The following is a 15,320-nucleotide window of genomic DNA, read 5'->3' on the forward strand; positions in this document are numbered from 1 at the left end:
GGTGCCGGCGCCCCTGGTGGGCCTCGACATCGGCGGCACCAAGACGGCGGCGGCGCTGGTCGGAGCCGACGGGAAGGTGCTCGGGCGTCGCCTGGCGCCCACCCCCGCCGGGTCGGGGCCGGCGGCCGTGCTGGACACCGCCGCGCGGCTCGCCCGGGAACTGCTCGATCCGGGCGGCGCCGGCCCGGTCGGCGTGGGCACCGCCGGCACGGTCGACCCGGCCACCGGCACCATCCGGTACGCCACCGACAGCCTGCCCGGCTGGACCGGCACGCCGGTCGCCGACGAGTTGGCCGCGCGGCTGGCCCGACCGGTCCGCGTCACCAACGACGTGAACGCCGCCGCGCTCGGCGAGAGCTGGGTCGGCGCCGGCCGGGACCGGCGGGACCTGCTGCTGGTCGCGGTCGGCACGGGCCTGGGCGGCGCGATGCTCCAGCACGGCCGGATCGCCACCGGGGCCCGGGGCGGCGCCGGCGAGGTGGGACACCTGCCGGCTCCCGGCGCCGAGCGGCTGCGCTGCGGCTGCGGCCGGTACGGGCACCTGGAGGGCGTCGCCTCGGGCACGGGGCTGTCCGCCGCGTACGCCCTCGAGACCGGTCTCCGGATCACCGGACGGGCCGTGGCCGAGCGGGCGGCGGCCGGCGAGCCGGCCGCCCGGGAGGTGGTGGAGCGCGCCGCCACGGCCCTCGGCCGGGCGCTCGCGGGGCTGGTCGCCCTGCTCGATCCGCAGGCGGTGCTGGTCGCGGGCGGGGCGGCCGACGCCCTGCTCCCCGGCGCCCGCGCCGCCTTCACCGCCGAGCTGCCCGCGGCCTGGGCGGACGTGCCCCTGTTCCCCGCGGCGCTCGGCGCCGACGCGGTCGTCGTGGGCGCCGCGCGGCTGGCGGGTTACCCCGGCCACGGCCGGCAGGCGGGCGACGCCGACGCGGGCGACGCCCCCGCCGTGGTCACCGACGAGAGGACGAGAGCGTGAACGTGTTCGACAAGCTGGCCGGCGGCCTCGTGGTCTCCTGCCAGCCGGTGCTCGACGACCCCGACGACCCGATGCGCGACCCGTACGTCCAGGCCCGGGTGGCCGCGGCGGTGGTCCGGGGCGGCGCGGTGGCCGTCCGGGCCAACGGCACCGCCGACATCAGGGCGATCCGCGCCGCCGTCGACGTGCCGATCATCGGGCTGCACAAGCACGGCGTCGACGGGGTGTTCATCACCCCGACGGCGGCGCACGCGGTCGACGTCGCCGCGGCCGGCGCGCACATCGTCGCCGTGGACGCCACCGACCGTCCCCGCCCGGACGGGCGCAGCTTCGCCGACACGGTCCGGGCGGTCCGGGAGCGGACCGACGCGCTGGTCCTCGCCGACGTCTCCACCGTCGAGGAGGGGGTGGCCGCCGTGCGCGACGGTGCGGACGCCGTGGCGACGACCCTCTCCGGCTACACCCCGGCCAGCCCGCCGACCGACGGACCGGACCTGACGCTGCTGGCCCGCCTCGCCGACGTGCTGGCGGTGCCGGTGATCGCCGAGGGGCGCTACCGCAGCGCCGAACAGATCGGGCAGGCGTTCGCCGCCGGCGCCCACTCGGTGGTGATGGGCAACGCGGTCACCTCGCCGCTGTGGATCACCCGTCGCCTGGTGCCGGCCACCCCGGCGGGCGGCCGGCTCACCTGACGCCGCCGGAGCGGGACCGGGTGCGGCCCGGCGCCGCGGCGGTGGTCCCGGGCACGACGTCGCAGGGCAGGCTGCGTTGCAGCGCGTCGGCGCTCAGCGCGGGGCCGACCAGCTGTTCGAAGAGGAGTCGCACCGCACCCGCGCCCATCTGCTCCCGGGGGATCCGGAACCCGGTCCAGTCGATGTCGCCCGGGCTGCCGTCCTCGACGTCGCCGAGCTGGGCCAACGACAGGTCGCCGGGGACGGACATCCCCCGCGCCAGCGCCGCCGCCCGGATCTGCGGGGCCAGCCCGGACGGCCAGACCACCGCCGCGGTGAGCCCGTTGTCGTCGAGCAGGTCGAGCGCCTCGCCGCCGCTCAGCCCGGTCCAGTCCAGCACGACCGGGCGGCTCCGGGCGGCCCGTACCGCCTGGTGGTAGCCCTGCGCGCGGTCCACCGACGGCTCGTCCCGGCGCAGGTCGCCGAGGAAGCCGACCCGTTCGTGGCCGAGGGCGAACAGCCGCTCGACCACCTCGCGGGTGGCGGTCACGTAGTCGGCGCCGACGTACGGCACGGTGCCGGCGTCGGACTCGCGGCGGCCGATGAAGGCGAACGGGAAGTCGCGGCTGAGCAGGTCCGCCAGGTCGCGCTTGTCGTCGTGCCGGCCGAGCAGGACGCAGCCGTCGGCGACGCCGAGCCGGCGGGATCCGTCGCCGAGCAGGCGCCGCCCCTGCCGCGACGGGGTGCTGGTGAAGAAGAGCAGGTCGCACCCGAGCTCCTCGGCCTGCGCCTCGACGCCGACGAGGAACGGGTGGTAGAAGTCCCGGCTGTCGCGCGGGAAGACGGGCTCGTAGGTGAAGACGCCGACGATCCGGGTTCGTCCCCCGGCCAGGCGTTGGGCGGCCGGGTTCGCGACGTAACCGGTCATCCGGATGGCGTCGAGCACCCGCTGGCGGGTCTGCTCGCCGACGCGTCGGCGAGGCGTGTCGCCCCCGTTGAGGATCAGCGACACGGTCGCCTGGCTGACCCCGGCGAGCCGGGCCACGTCGGCCTGGGTGGCCCGCCCGTTGGTGCCTGGCATCGTCGTCACCTCCGTGTCCCGGCCGCTGGCCGGGGGCCCGCTCCCGCGCCGTCGCCCCGGCTGGTCATGCGCATGACCACACGATCGCACACGGCGACGTCTCGGGAGCGGGCTGCCGTGAATGATCAGCCCGTCGGCCGCCGCAAGTCAATGTTACGGGGCGGTTTCATATTTTGGCGGCCCGGCCCTTGACAGCCCGGGCCTGCGCAAACATTCTGGTTATGCGCATGACCACATGGTCGCCGACCGGTCCCCACGGGGGCAGGAAAGGCGTACCGATGATCCAGGCTCCACCCCGGCGGACAGCCGGCCGCCGACCCCCAGCGGGTCGGGTACGGGTCGGCATGCTGGCCGGTTCCCTCCTCCTCGTGGCCGCCACCGCAGTGGCGCCGGCGGTCGCCGCCGCGCCGGCGGCGGCCCCCACCCGGTCGGCCGCCTCGACCTCCGTCTACCGCAGCATGCCGACCGACCCCACCGCGGTCGTCCTCGGCAGCGCGCAGTTCCCGGTGCACGGCGACGGCACCGGTGACGACACCGCCTCGGTGCAGGCCGCCATCGACGAGGCCTCCCGCCGGGGCGGCAAGAACTGGCTGGGCAACATCGTCGGCGGGGCGCGCAACGTCACCGTCGGGGACGGCGGCGGGGTGGTCTTCGTGCCGGAGGGGCGTTACCGCCTCTCCCGGCAGGTGGACCTGCACGCCTCGGTACGCCTGGTCGGGTTCGGCGCCGAGCGGCCCGAGTTCGTCCTCGGCGAATCCACCCCCGGCTTCCAGGACGGCAACCAGTCCTTCCTCTTCGCCGCGCTGCGCCGGCCCTTCCAGCCGGACGCACCCCGCAGCTTCGGCAACAACGACACCTTCGGCACCGGCCTGATCAACCTGGACATCCGGATCGAGCCCGGCAACCCCGCCGCGGTGGCCGTGCGCTTCAGCGGCGCGCAGATGTTCGTCCTGCAGGACCTCGACATCCACGTCGGTACGGGATACGCCGGGATCGACCACAACGCCAACCTGATCCAGCGGGTCAACGTGCACGGCGGCACGGTCGGCATGCTGGCCTTCGCCGCCTCGCCGGGCTGGCAGACCACGCTGCTGGACACCACGTTCACCGGCCAGCGTGAGGCGGCGATCAAGCTGCACACCGACAGCAAGCTGAGCCTGATCCGCAACCGCTTCGCCGACTCGCCGGCCGGCATCGTCGCCACTGCCAACCAGACCCAGCGCCTCTACGTGCAGGACTCGGTCTTCGAGAACATCAGCGGGTCCGCGATCACCCTCAACGACAGCGAGTCCGTCGCCGGGGGCGGCGAACCGGAACTCGTCCGCGCCCAGAACCAGCTCAACGTGGTCGACACCGGGGTCACCGGGACCGGGGCGCTGCTGACCACCGTCCCCAGCGGACGCACCTGGGTCGGCCCCGGCCCGTCGTACCTGGTGCGGGACGCCACGCTCGGGCTCCGGGTCGACGACGCGCTCGGCGACCACGAGCGGCGCACCGACGGTGTGCTGGTCTCCGCGGCACCGGCCGCCCCGGCGAGCTTCGCACGGCTGCTGCGCGCCGACGCGCCCCTGCCGCCGGCCACCGGCAGCTGGGTCAACGTGGTCGAGTACGCCGCCGCCAGGGGCGTCACGGTCGGCACCGGCACCGGCGACGACCACGCCGTCTTCCAGCAGGCCCTCGCCGAGCACGACACCGTGTACGTGCCGATGGGGCAGTACCTGATCGGCGACACCCTGCGGCTGCGGCCACAGAACAACCTGATCGGCCTGCATCCCCGCCAGACCTGGTTGAAGCTGCCGGACAACGCCGCCGGATTCACCGACCCGGACCAGCCGAAGGCGATGGTCCAGACACCGCTCGGCGGGACGAACCAGGTGACCGGCCTCGGCCTGGACTCCGCGCAGCAGACCGCGGGCTCGGTGCACGTGCACTGGCGCTCCGGCGCGCAGAGCTACCTCGCCGACATCGCCACCCAGTTCGTCAAGTGGCACCCGGAGCAGACCGCGCCCGGCGACCCCGGCGCCGGCGATCCCGGCTACCAGTACCGGGGCCGGCACAAGTACAGCTTCTGGGTGCAGGGCGGCGGCGGGACCTTCGCCAACATCTGGAGCGTCGCCGGCTGGGCCGACAACGGGTTCCTCGTCGAGGACACCTCGGTGCGCGGCCGGATGTACGAGGTCTCCGTCGAGCACCACGAGCACCGCGAGGTCGTGCTGCGCCGGGTCCGCAACTGGGAACTGCACGCCCTGCAGACCGAGGACCACATCTACGGCTGGCGCTCCCAGGCAGTCGAACTCGACGACGTGCACGACGTCCTGTTCGGCAACACGGTCTTCTTCCGGGTGGCCACCGTGCAGGGGCCGTACCCGTACGCGGTGGGCCTGCGCGACAGCACCGGGATCGTGATCCGGGGCACCCGGGGCTACCGGCCCGACAACGTGGCCAACACCCGGTGGGGCGCGACCATCGCCGACGTGACGACCGGCCGGACCGTACCCGAGATCGAGGTGGCGTACCTCGGGGTCGGGGTGACCGGCGCGACGCCCGGCCCCGCCGGCGCGCACGTCGCGCTGGACGCGCCGGAGATCCGGGTGCTGCCCGGCCGGACCGGCGGCACCGTGCTGCGGGTACGCAACGACGGGCCCGGCCCGGTCACCGCCCTGGCGGTCGACGCCGACGCGCCGGCCGGCTGGCAGGTGCGGGCGCGGCCGGACGCCACGGAACTGCCCGCGGGCGCGACCGCGCCGGTCGCCGTCGCCGTGGCGGTCCCCGCCGACGCGGTGGCCGACGGCACGGTCCGGTTGACCGTCTCGTTCACCCGGGGCGGTCACCGGCAGGAGATTCCGCAGACCCTGCGGGTGGGCGTGGCCGGGGAGAACCTCGCCCGGGGCGCCGCCGTGCGGGCGAGCTCGGTGCTCTCCGGCAACGTCGCCGCCCACGCGGTGGACGGCGACCGCACCGGAGCCCGCTGGATCTCCGGCTCGGCCGACCCGGCGCCGACGCTCACCCTGGATCTCGGTGCGCCGGCGGACCTCCAGCGGCTCGACCTCTACAGCGGGGTGGCCGGCTCGGAGAGCCTGCGGGTGCGGGCCTTCCGGGTGGAGGCCCTCGTCGACGGGGTATGGACCGCCATCGGTTCCGCCGCGGCGAACACCGCCAGCCCGGCCCGGGTCGACCTCGGCGGCGCGCCGGCCGGGATCCGGCAGGTCCGTGTCGTGTTCACCGAGCCCAGCCCGACCGACGGGCTGGCCCGGGTCTTCGAGGTGGAGATCCATGGCAGCCGGTGAACCGTGGCGCTCCCGCCCGGTGGGCCGACGGGCGATCGGCCGCGGCCTGCTGGCCGTGGCGGCCGGATCGACGCTGCTTCCGACGCTCCCGGCCACCGCCGGCCGGGCCGACCCGGGCGCCGCTGACGCGGCGGGCACCGGCCCGGCCGTCGTCGACCAGGCCGAGGTGGTGGCGGCGGCGTCGGTCGTCCCCGCCGCCGGGGCCCTGTTCGGCGCCTTCGTCAAGCACGATCCGGACCGCGACCCGGGGATCTCCGAGCCGGAGGCGCTGGAGTCGGTGACCCACGAGCGGCTCGGCATCGACCACTCCTTCCAGCACTGGGGGCAGCCGTTCCGCGCCGACCGGCTCACCGACGACATCGCCCGGGGGCGTACCCCGCTGCTCTCCTGGGGAGCCGGCCCGCAGAGCGTGCTGGCCGCGACGGCGCAGGGCGCCAACGACGAACTGGTCCGGCGGCAGGCGGGCTGGCTGCGGGCCCTGCGGCAGCCCGTGCTGCTGCGCTTCACCTGGGAGATGGACCTGCCGCAGCGCGGCTACACCCCGGCGACGTTCAAGGAGGCGTGGCGCCGGGTCCGGACGATCTTCCGGGAGGAACGCGCCGACAACGTGGCGTTCGTCTTCTGCCCGACCTGGCTGGCCTTCAGGACGGGACGGGTCTCGTCCTTCTGGCCCGGTGACTCGATGGTCGACTGGGTCGGCGCCGACGGGTACGCCCGCCCGAGCAACGACCACGCGCCGTTGACCGAGCTGTTCCCCTGGTTCTACGACTTCGGGATCCGGCACGACAAACCGATGATCCTCGCGGAGGTCGGCGTCAACGACACCGCACCGGGGGTGCAGGCCGACTGGCTGCGTCAGGCCCGCACGGACCTGCGGACGACGTTCCCGCTGGTCCGGGCGATGGTGTACTTCGATTCCAGGGGCAGCGGGGAGACCGACTGGGTGCTGCCGGGCAATCCGCGTACGGAGGCCGCGCTGCGCCAACTGGTGCACGACCCGTACTTCCTGCCGCGCCCGGGCCCCGGCGGGTAGGACGGGTCCCGTCGGAGGGCGGGCCGGTGCCGACGAACCGTCGACACCGGCCCGTCCCCCGCGTTCAGCAGACGGGTCCGGGGCAGCAGACCGTGAGCGCGCCGGGCACCACCCGCACCTTGAGCCTGGTGGTCTCCCCGCGGGCGCCACCGTCCAGCTCGTACGTGCGCGGCGCCGCGAGACGGACCTTGATCCTGCGGCCCCGGGTGATCCGCACGAACGGCGACTCCTCGGAGCGGCCGGCGGCCATCCGGCCCAGGGTGCGCGCCCAGTCCACCGCGCCGTCGGCGGTGGACACGCCGACCTCCAGGCAGCCGTCGTCGGGCCGGGCGTCGTCGAACGCGGGGATGCCGCCGGTGATCGTGCCGACGTTGCCGAAGAGCACGCAGCTCGCGTCGCCGTCGAACCAGTCCGCGCCGTCGACGGTGATCCGGGTGCGGACCAGTTCGCCGCGGACGTGCCGCAGCCCCGTCCACATGTAGGCGAGGCGACCGAGCTTGCCCTTGAGCGTGCGGTCGGCCTCGCGGATGAGGTCGCCGTCGAAGCCGGCGCCGGCCATCACGGCGAAGTGCTCGCCGTTGACCCGGCCCAGGTCCAGGGCGCGGCGCCGGCCGTGCAGGCCGATGCGGACGGCCTCCGGCAGGTCCTCCGGGATGCCCAGGTTGGCGGCGAAGAGGTTGGCGGTGCCGGCGGGCACGATGGCCATGGCGGTGCCCGAGCCGGCGAGGGCGTCGGCGCAGCGCTGCACCATGCCGTCGCCACCCCAGACGAAGACCAGCTCGGCACCCTTGCGCAGCGCCTTGCGGACCTTCTTCGGCGCCTTGCGGCTCTTCGGCACCTCGTACCAGATCAGCTGCCCGACCCCGGCGCCGGCCAGCTCGGCGCGCAGCGCGTCGAGGCCGCCGCCGAGGGTCTTCTTCCGGTGGGCGACGACCGCGACCGTGCCCACCCGGGCCGCGGTCGCCGGTTCGTCGCCCGCCGTGCTGCTCGTGCTCATGGCCGCCGGGATTACCCGGCCGGCGAGGTTTCCACGCCCACCGGCCGCCCGGGCCGGCCGGTGGCACTGCACCGCCCGGCCCGGGACGTGGTGTCAGAGGGTACGGGCGAGCCGGTCGGCGAGGATGCGGGTGAACCGGGACGGGTCGGCCAGCTCCCCGCCCTCGGCGAGCAGCGCCAGGCCGTGGAGCAGCTCGGCGGTCTCCTTCAGCGACTCCTCGGCGCCGCCCTGCTCGTGCGCCTTGCGCAGGCCGGTGACCAACGGGTGCCCGGGGTTGAGCTCCAGGATCCGCTTCACCGCCGGCACCTCGTGCCCCATCGCCCGGTACATCTTCTCCAGCGTGGGAGTGATGTCGTGGGCGTCGCCGACGACGCAGGCGGGCGAGGTGGTCAGCCGGGAGGAGAGGCGGACCTCCTTGACGGAGTCGGCGAGGGTGGCGCCCATCCAGGTGAGCAGGTCGGCGAAGTCCTTGCGCTGCTGCTCGCGCTCCGCCTCGGACTCCTTCTTCTCCTCCTCGGTGTCCAGGTCCACCTGGCCCTTGGCGATCGAGCGCAGCGTCCTGCCGTCGTACTGGCCGACGCGCTCGATCCACACCTCGTCGACCGGGTCGGTGAGCAGCAGCACCTCGTAGCCCTTGGCGCGGAACGCCTCCATGTGCGGCGAGTTCTCGATCATCGAGCGCGAGTCGCCGGTGGCGTAGTAGATGTCGCTCTGCCCGTCCTTCATCCGGCCGACGTAGCCGGCCAGGTCGGTCGGCTCGGCCGGGTCGTGCGTGGAGGCGACCGACAGGATCTCCAGGAGGGTGTCCCGGTTCTCCGTGTCGTCGATCAGGCCCTCCTTGACCGCGGCCCCGAACTCGGTCCAGAAGGTCCGGTAGCGCTCGGCGTGGTTGGCCTTCATGTCCTTGACGGTGGCCAGGATCTTCTTGACCAGCCGGCGGCGGACGACCTGGATCTGCCGGTCCTGCTGGAGGATCTCCCGGGAGATGTTCAGCGACAGGTCGTGCGCGTCCACGACGCCCTTGACGAAGCGCAGGTAGTTCGGCATGAGCGCTTCGCAGTCGTCCATGATGAAGACGCGCTTGACGTAGAGCTGCACGCCGCGGCGACCCTGCGGGGCGAACAGGTCCAGCGGCGCGTGCGACGGGATGAACAGCAGGGCCTCGTACTCGAAGGTGCCCTCGCCCCTCATGTGCACGATGTCCAGCGGGTCGGCCCAGTCGTGGCTGACGTGCTTGTAGAACTCCTTGTACTCGGCCTCGTCGACCTCGTCGCGCGACCGGGCCCAGAGCGCCTTCATCGAGTTGAGCGTCTGGGTCTCGGTGCTGGTCTGGTCGCCCTCGCCGGGACGCTCGACGGTCATCCGGATCGGCCAGGCGATGAAGTCCGAGTACCGCTTGACGATCTCCCGGATCGTCCACTCGGCGGTGTAGTCGTGCAGGTTGTCCTCGTCGTCGGCCGGCTTGAGGTGCAGGGTCACCGAGGTGCCCTGCGGCGCCTGCTCGACCGACTCGACGGAGTACGTGCCCTCGCCGGTCGACTCCCAGCGGGTGCCGCCGCTCTCCCCCGCCCGGCGGGTCAGCAGCTCCACCCGGTCGGCGACCATGAACGCCGCGTAGAAGCCCACGCCGAACTGCCCGATCAGTTCCTGGCGCGCCCCGGCGTCGGAGGACTCGCGCAGCTGGCGCAGCAGCTCGGCGGTCCCCGACTTGGCGATCGTGCCGATCACCTGGACCACCTCGTCGCGGGACATGCCGATGCCGTTGTCGCGCACGGTCAGCGTGCGCGCCGCCTTGTCGACCTCGATCTCGATGTGCAGGTCGGAGGTGTCGACCTCCAGCTCCTTGTCGACCATCGACGCCAGGCGCAGCTTGTCCAGCGCGTCCGAGGCGTTCGAGATCAGTTCACGCAGGAAGACGTCCTTGTTCGAATAGATCGAGTGGACCATCAGCTGGAGCAGCTGACGCGCCTCGGCCTGGAACTCCAACGTCTCGGCCCGGTTGCTCACACCGTGTCCTTTCATCCTCGAAAGCCCACCGAAGGTTCGCGGAAAGGATACGAGCCGTCGCCGACGGCGAGACGACGGGACCGCGGAGCGTCGGAGGGGCATCGCGTTGCCCCCGCGTCCTAGTGTCGGGGGTGGCGTCGGTGTGGCCGCCGGGAGGAGCCGAGGGCTGGTGCGACCGCCGCAGCGGGCGGTCAGTACGGTAGGGATGTGTCTCTATGGATGGCCGCGATGTGGGGACTGGTCGGCAGCGCGGTGGCCGAGGCGCTGAACCTCTCCGGGATGATGCGCCCGACCAGCGAGTCCGGTGGCCGGTGGCAGTGGCCGTGGCGGGACCGGCGGGACGCCCCGATCGTCGTGTTCGCGGTGCTGCTCAGGACCGTGGCCGGCACCGGCCTCGCCGCCGCGGCCGGGGCGGGCGGCCTGGCCACCACGGCGTTCGCCAGCTTCACCTTCGGGGTCGCGGCGCCGCTGGTGATCGCCAAGATGTTCGACCAGGTCCGGGTGACGGACCAACCGACCGACACCGGTCGGGACGGCACGAGCGTCACGAGCGGCGAGCACGATGACGCGGCGTGAGAACCTGCGGGCCAGGTTCGTCTCCGCGCTGGCCGCCCGCCCGGCCACCACCGCCACCGCCGTTCCCGTACCGGCCCGCACGCGGCTCGCCGCCGCGCTGGCCGCGCGGCCGGTGGCCGCCCGCGCCGCCGGTCCGCTCCCCCACCCGGACGACGGGGACGACGGTGACGGAAAGCTGACCCACCGGGTCCGGTCGGTGCTCGCCGGCCTGCTCGGCGTCACCACCGACCAGTTGCGGGTCGACGCCGACGGCGACGTGGGCATCCGCGCCGGGTCAGCCATGATCTTCGTACGCGCGCAGGACGACCCGCCGCTGGTCGACGTCTTCTCGCCGCTGCTCACCGGCGTCGACCCGACCGAGTCGCTGTACCGGCGGCTCTCCGACCTCACCAACGGGCTCGTGGTCGGGCGCGTCTACTGCACCGGCGACACCGTCTGGGCGTCCATCCCCGTCTTCGGGCAGGACTTCGCGCCCACCCACCTGCTGCTGGCCCTGCGGGCCATGATCGCGCTCGCCGACGACCTCGACGACCAGCTCCGGCGGGAGTTCGGCGGCAGCCGGTTCTTCGGCCCGGAGTCCGCCGGGCTGGTGGCGGTGCCCGACCCGACCGGCTACCTGCGCGACCTCGACCGGGCCGGCGCGAACGGGGCGGGCAGCGTCCTGGTCGACCTGCTGGCGGACCGGGGCCGGACGGGGGAGCTGCGGATCCGCGCCGAGCACGGCGACTGGCACGCCGCCGCCCGGCTCGCCGCGCTGCTCGCCGAGGAGGGCCGCACCGACGAGGCCGAGCGGTACTGGCGGGTCGCCGCCGAGCAGGGCGATCCGCGCGCCCGCGACGAGCTGGCCGCCCTGCTGGCCGCCCGGGGCCGGCTCGACGAGGCGGTCGACCTGCTGCGGCAGGCGGTCGACGACGGAGACTGGCGGCACCTTCCGCTGCTGCTGACGCTGCTCACCGAACGCGGCCTGGTCGACGAGGCCGTCGAGCTGCTGCGCCGCCGGGCCGCCGGCCGGGAATGACCGACCGCACCCGGCGAGGCCGACCTGGCACGTCGAGGTGTGGGGACGCGGGCACCTGGGTACAGAGACCCGCTGGGGTGCCGGATGTGCAGCTGAATCCGGGTGCCAGGATGTGCGGGAACGCCAGCAAGGGTCGTCGGGGCCCGGAAGTGAGGGCTGCGATGAGGTGCGACCAAGGGTGACGCGACCCATGGGGGACCTGTTCGCCGACGGCGGTGAGACCGGGCGGCTGATGGCGCGCCTGGACTGGGCCGCCACCCCACTCGGCCCGGTCGACGGCTGGCCGCAGAGCCTGCGCGCCGCCGTCCGGATGGTCCTCTCCTCCCGCTACCCGATGCTGCTGCTGTGGGGTGACCGCTTCACCCAGCTCTACAACGACGCGTACTCGGCCCTGATCGGCGACAAGCACCCCGACGCGCTCGGCGGCGACGTGCGGGTCACCCTGGCCGAGGGCTGGGACGTGCTGGCCCCCCTGATCGACGAGGCGATGGCGACCGGGGTCGCCAGCTGGGTGCCGGCCCTGCAACTGCTGCTCGACCGGGCCGGCTACCGCGAGGAGGCGTACTTCAGCGTGTCGCACGCCCCCGCCCGCGACGACGAGGGACGCACGGTGGGGGTGCTCACCGTGTGCAGCGAGGTCACCGAACAGGTCGTCGGGGAGCGCCGGCTGCGCCTGCTGCGCGACCTCTCCGTCGGCGGCGACGGGCGGACCGTCGACGTCGAGAGCACCTGCCTCCGGCTCGCCGAGGCCATCGGCGGGCACCCGCTGGACGTCCCGTTCGCCGCGATCTACCTGCGCGAGGGCGCGCTGCTGCGCCGCGCCGCCTGCGTCGGCGGGGACCCCGTGGCCGCTGCCCTGCCCGCCACGCTGCCGGCGGGCGAGGCGCACGAGTGGGGCCTGGCGGGCGCCGCCGCCGGCACGACGACCGAGGTGACCGGCGTCGACCGGCGCCTCGCCCTGCCCGCCGGGCCGTGGGGCGATCCGCTGCGTACCGCCCTCGCCCTGCCGCTGCCCTCCGCCGAGGCGGGCCAGCCCCTCGGGGTGCTGCTGGTCGGGGTCAGCCCGAGCCGGGGGCTGGACGAGGCGTACCGCGCGTTCCACGCGCTGCTGGCCCAGCAGGTGGCCGTCGCCGTGCGCAACGCGCGCGCGTACGAGGAGGAACGCCGGCGGGCCGAGGCGCTCGCCGAACTGGACCGGGTCAAGACCGGCTTCTTCACCAACGTCAGCCACGAGTTCCGCACCCCGCTGACGCTGATGCTCGGCCCGCTGGCCGACGCCCTCAACGACAACGAGCATCCCCTGCCGGCGACCCAGCGGGAGCGGATCGACACCGCCTGGCGCAACGCCACCCGGCTACTCACCCTGGTCAACAGCCTGCTCACCTTCTCCAGCCTGGAAGCCGGGCAGGCGCACAGCCAGGCTCGCGAGGTCGACCTGGCCGGGCTCACCATCGAGCTGGCCGGCGTCTTCCGGGCGGCCGTCGAACGCGCCGGGCTGCGCCTGGAGGTCGACTGTCCGCCGCTGCCCCGCGCGGTCTCCGTCGACCCGGTCAACTGGGAACGCATCGTCACGAACCTGCTGTCGAACGCACTGAAGTACACCTTCGTCGGTCGGATCCGGGTCGCGCTGAGCGCCGACGAGGAGGAGGTGCGGCTGACCGTCGCCGACACGGGCATCGGCATCGCCGAGGAGGACGTGCCCCGGCTTTTCGAGCGCTTCCACCGGGTGCAGGGCGCCCGGTCGCGCAGCCACGAAGGCACCGGCATCGGGCTCGCCCTGGTCCGCGAGCTGGCCCGCCTCGAAGGCGGCGACGTGCGGGTGGAGAGCCGGGTCGGGACGGGGACGACGTTCACCGTGGCGCTGCCCTGGTCCGCCGTGGGGCGGACGGGCGGGCCGGCCACGCCCGTGGACGGGGTCGGGGACGCGACCCGGGCCGCCGTCCAGGAGGCGATCGGCTGGCTGGCCGACCCGGCGCAGGCGGGGGCGTCCGCGCCGGCCGGGCCGCCGACATCGGCGTACGGTGCGGTGGACGCGCTGCGGCACGCGCGGATCCTGGTCGCCGACGACAACGCCGACATGCGTGCGTACCTGGCCCGGTTGCTGGGCGAGCAGGGCTGGCGGGTGGAGACGGTCGGCAACGGCCGGCAGGCCCTGGAGGCGATCCGCCGGGAACAGCCCGACCTGGTGCTCACCGACGTGATGATGCCCGACGTCGACGGCTTCGAGCTGGTCCGTCGGCTGCGCGGGCAGGCCGACACCCGGACGCTGCCGGTGGTGGTGCTCTCCGCGCGTGCCGGCGGGGACGCCAGCGTGGAAGGGCTGGACCTGGGCGCCGACGACTACGTCGTGAAGCCCTTCGCCGCAGCCGAGCTGATCGCCCGGATCCGGGCCACCCTGCACGGCGCCCGCACCCGGGGGCACCTCCGGGGCGACGCGGCGGCCGAGTTGACCAACGCGGCCGTTGCCACCGACGCGGGCGGCCTCGGCGGCACGACGCCCGACGCGGGCAGCCGCGGCGAGGCCGCGCCCGACTCGGCGACCGAGGGCGGCGGTGCGCGGCCGGCGACGCCGGCGGGCGCCGAGGGCGGCCGTGCGGCGGGCGCCTCGGCCGGCTCACCGACCGTGGGTGGCGGTCCAATGGACGGGCCGCCGGCCGCCCCGGACGAGGGTTCGTCCGTCGGCGGGAACGGGGCGCACGCGCACAACGGGGGCCGGCGGCCGGTTCCCGAGCACCTGGCCGCGTTGGACGCGGGCTGGACGTACCCGTCGAAGCCCACCTCAGCCGCCGCGATGCGCCGGGACGTGCGGGCCTCGCTGGAGGACCTGGACGTCGACCCGGACACCGTGGCCGATCTCCTGCTGGCCGCCTCCGAGGCGGTCAACAACGCCGTCGAGCACGCCCAACGCCCGAGCCGTCCCGAGGTGCGGGTACGGCTGCGGGTGGTCGATGACACGGTACGGATCTCGGTGCGCGACTTCGGCACCTGGCGGGACCGCCGCCCGGCCATGGACCGGGGGCGGGGCGCCACGCTGATGAACGCGTACGGCGACGTGCGGCTGGTCTCCACCGCCGAAGGCACCATCGTCACCATCGAACGCCGCCTGCGGCCCGCCCCCTGACCCGGGGTCGTCTCCCCCTGTCGAGCTGAGTCGTCTGCGGCGTCGGAATCAGCTCGGAAGGACGCCTCGCCGCACCATGCGCACCCGACGACCGGGTGACCGCCGCCTGCGACGTGACGGACAGTTTGTCCGTTTAGCGGCGTCCGAGCCGTGCCCGAATGTCGCGATCGTCCCGTGCCCGGCGCCACCCGGGCGGCGGAATCGCCGGCCGGCCCGGGTCGTTGAACATGGCATACCCACGGCGCTCCCCCGCGCGGCGTGGCCCGAACAGCCGGCGGAATGCATGGCCGGACCGGGTCGTTGAGACCCCCCTGGACGCCCGAGCAGGCCCCGCCGCCGGAGCGACCCCCTCCGATCCACCCCCCTTACCCGCGGCGCACCCGCCCCCCTTTGGTGTGTGTCCGCGTACCCCCGATCGAAAGGTGCCGACCATCATGCGTACCGACATCTTCCGTAGGACCGCTCTGACCGTGGCCGGGCTCGCCTTCACCGGCGGCGCCATCGCCGGCCCCGTCACCGCCGCCGTCGCCGCCCCCACCGAGGGCAAGCCCGCCACGGT

The 15,320-nt window shown here is 74.5% G+C and carries 10 protein-coding genes; 7 read left to right on the forward strand and 3 right to left on the reverse strand.

Translation table 11 applies throughout. The features are described 5' to 3' along the window. Position 1: 1 nt before the first annotated feature. Both AB0G08_RS11915 and AB0G08_RS11920 read left to right on the forward strand, forming a co-directional pair. A complete protein-coding gene (locus tag AB0G08_RS11915; RefSeq protein WP_358086421.1) occupies positions 2-970 on the forward strand; it encodes an ROK family protein in 969 nt (322 codons plus the stop codon). Further along, a complete protein-coding gene (locus AB0G08_RS11920) occupies positions 967-1,662 on the forward strand; it encodes a putative N-acetylmannosamine-6-phosphate 2-epimerase (RefSeq protein WP_358086422.1) in 696 nt (231 codons plus the stop codon). The genes AB0G08_RS11915 and AB0G08_RS11920 overlap by 4 nt, the downstream gene beginning before the upstream one ends. Here AB0G08_RS11920 and AB0G08_RS11925 read toward each other — a convergent pair. Next, positions 1,655-2,722 carry a LacI family DNA-binding transcriptional regulator gene (locus AB0G08_RS11925; protein WP_358086424.1) on the reverse strand — a complete coding sequence of 356 codons (1,068 nt, stop codon included), beginning with the start codon at positions 2,720-2,722 and terminating at the stop codon, positions 1,655-1,657. The genes AB0G08_RS11920 and AB0G08_RS11925 overlap by 8 nt on opposite strands. 368 nt (positions 2,723-3,090) lie before the next feature. On the opposite strand from AB0G08_RS11925, the gene AB0G08_RS11930 reads away from it, so the two are divergent. Both AB0G08_RS11930 and AB0G08_RS11935 read left to right on the forward strand, forming a co-directional pair. Further along, positions 3,091-6,009: a glycosyl hydrolase family 28-related protein gene (locus tag AB0G08_RS11930; RefSeq protein ID WP_358086426.1), complete on the forward strand. Its 2,919-nt coding sequence runs from the start codon at positions 3,091-3,093 to the stop codon at positions 6,007-6,009. After that, positions 5,996-7,042, forward strand: a complete 1,047-nt coding sequence (locus tag AB0G08_RS11935) for a glycosyl hydrolase (RefSeq protein ID WP_358086427.1) — start codon at positions 5,996-5,998, stop codon at positions 7,040-7,042. The genes AB0G08_RS11930 and AB0G08_RS11935 overlap by 14 nt, the downstream gene beginning before the upstream one ends. Positions 7,043-7,106: 64 nt before the next feature. Here AB0G08_RS11935 and AB0G08_RS11940 read toward each other — a convergent pair whose 3' ends face one another. Both AB0G08_RS11940 and htpG read right to left on the reverse strand, forming a co-directional pair. Next, entirely contained in the window at positions 7,107-8,039 is a 933-nt protein-coding gene (locus AB0G08_RS11940; RefSeq protein WP_358086429.1) for a diacylglycerol kinase family protein, read from the reverse strand. 93 nt (positions 8,040-8,132) lie between these two features. After that, a complete protein-coding gene (gene htpG / locus AB0G08_RS11945; RefSeq protein WP_358086431.1) occupies positions 8,133-10,046 on the reverse strand; it encodes a molecular chaperone HtpG in 1,914 nt (637 codons plus the stop codon). 207 nt (positions 10,047-10,253) lie between these two features. On the opposite strand from htpG, the gene AB0G08_RS11950 reads away from it, so the two are divergent. The 3 genes from AB0G08_RS11950 to AB0G08_RS11960 all read left to right on the forward strand — a co-directional run bounded on the left by AB0G08_RS11950 (position 10,254) and on the right by AB0G08_RS11960 (position 14,761). Continuing rightward, positions 10,254-10,622, forward strand: coding sequence for a hypothetical protein (locus tag AB0G08_RS11950; RefSeq protein WP_358086433.1), 369 nt, complete (start codon positions 10,254-10,256; stop codon positions 10,620-10,622). Then, complete coding sequence (locus tag AB0G08_RS11955) at positions 10,609-11,640, forward strand: hypothetical protein (protein WP_358086435.1); 1,032 nt, start codon at positions 10,609-10,611, stop codon at positions 11,638-11,640. Before AB0G08_RS11950 ends, AB0G08_RS11955 begins: the two co-directional genes overlap by 14 nt. 178 nt (positions 11,641-11,818) lie before the next feature. Next, positions 11,819-14,761, forward strand: a complete 2,943-nt coding sequence (locus tag AB0G08_RS11960; RefSeq protein ID WP_358086437.1) for an ATP-binding protein — start codon at positions 11,819-11,821, stop codon at positions 14,759-14,761. Positions 14,762-15,320 lie beyond the last annotated feature (559 nt).

The organism is Micromonospora sp. NPDC023644, from assembly GCF_040640115.1.
Classification (GTDB): Bacteria; Actinomycetota; Actinomycetes; order Mycobacteriales; family Micromonosporaceae; genus Micromonospora.

Bases quoted from the DNA above. Each gene is read 5' to 3' on its own strand.
- AB0G08_RS11955 (WP_358086435.1), top strand. From the start codon at position 10,609: ATGACGCGGCGTGAGAACCTGCGGGCCAGGTTCGTCTCCGCGCTGGCC.
- AB0G08_RS11925 (WP_358086424.1), bottom strand. From the start codon at position 2,722: ATGCCAGGCACCAACGGGCGGGCCACCCAGGCCGACGTGGCCCGGCTC.
- AB0G08_RS11940 (WP_358086429.1), bottom strand. From the start codon at position 8,039: ATGAGCACGAGCAGCACGGCGGGCGACGAACCGGCGACCGCGGCCCGG.
- AB0G08_RS11935 (WP_358086427.1), top strand. From the start codon at position 5,996: ATGGCAGCCGGTGAACCGTGGCGCTCCCGCCCGGTGGGCCGACGGGCG.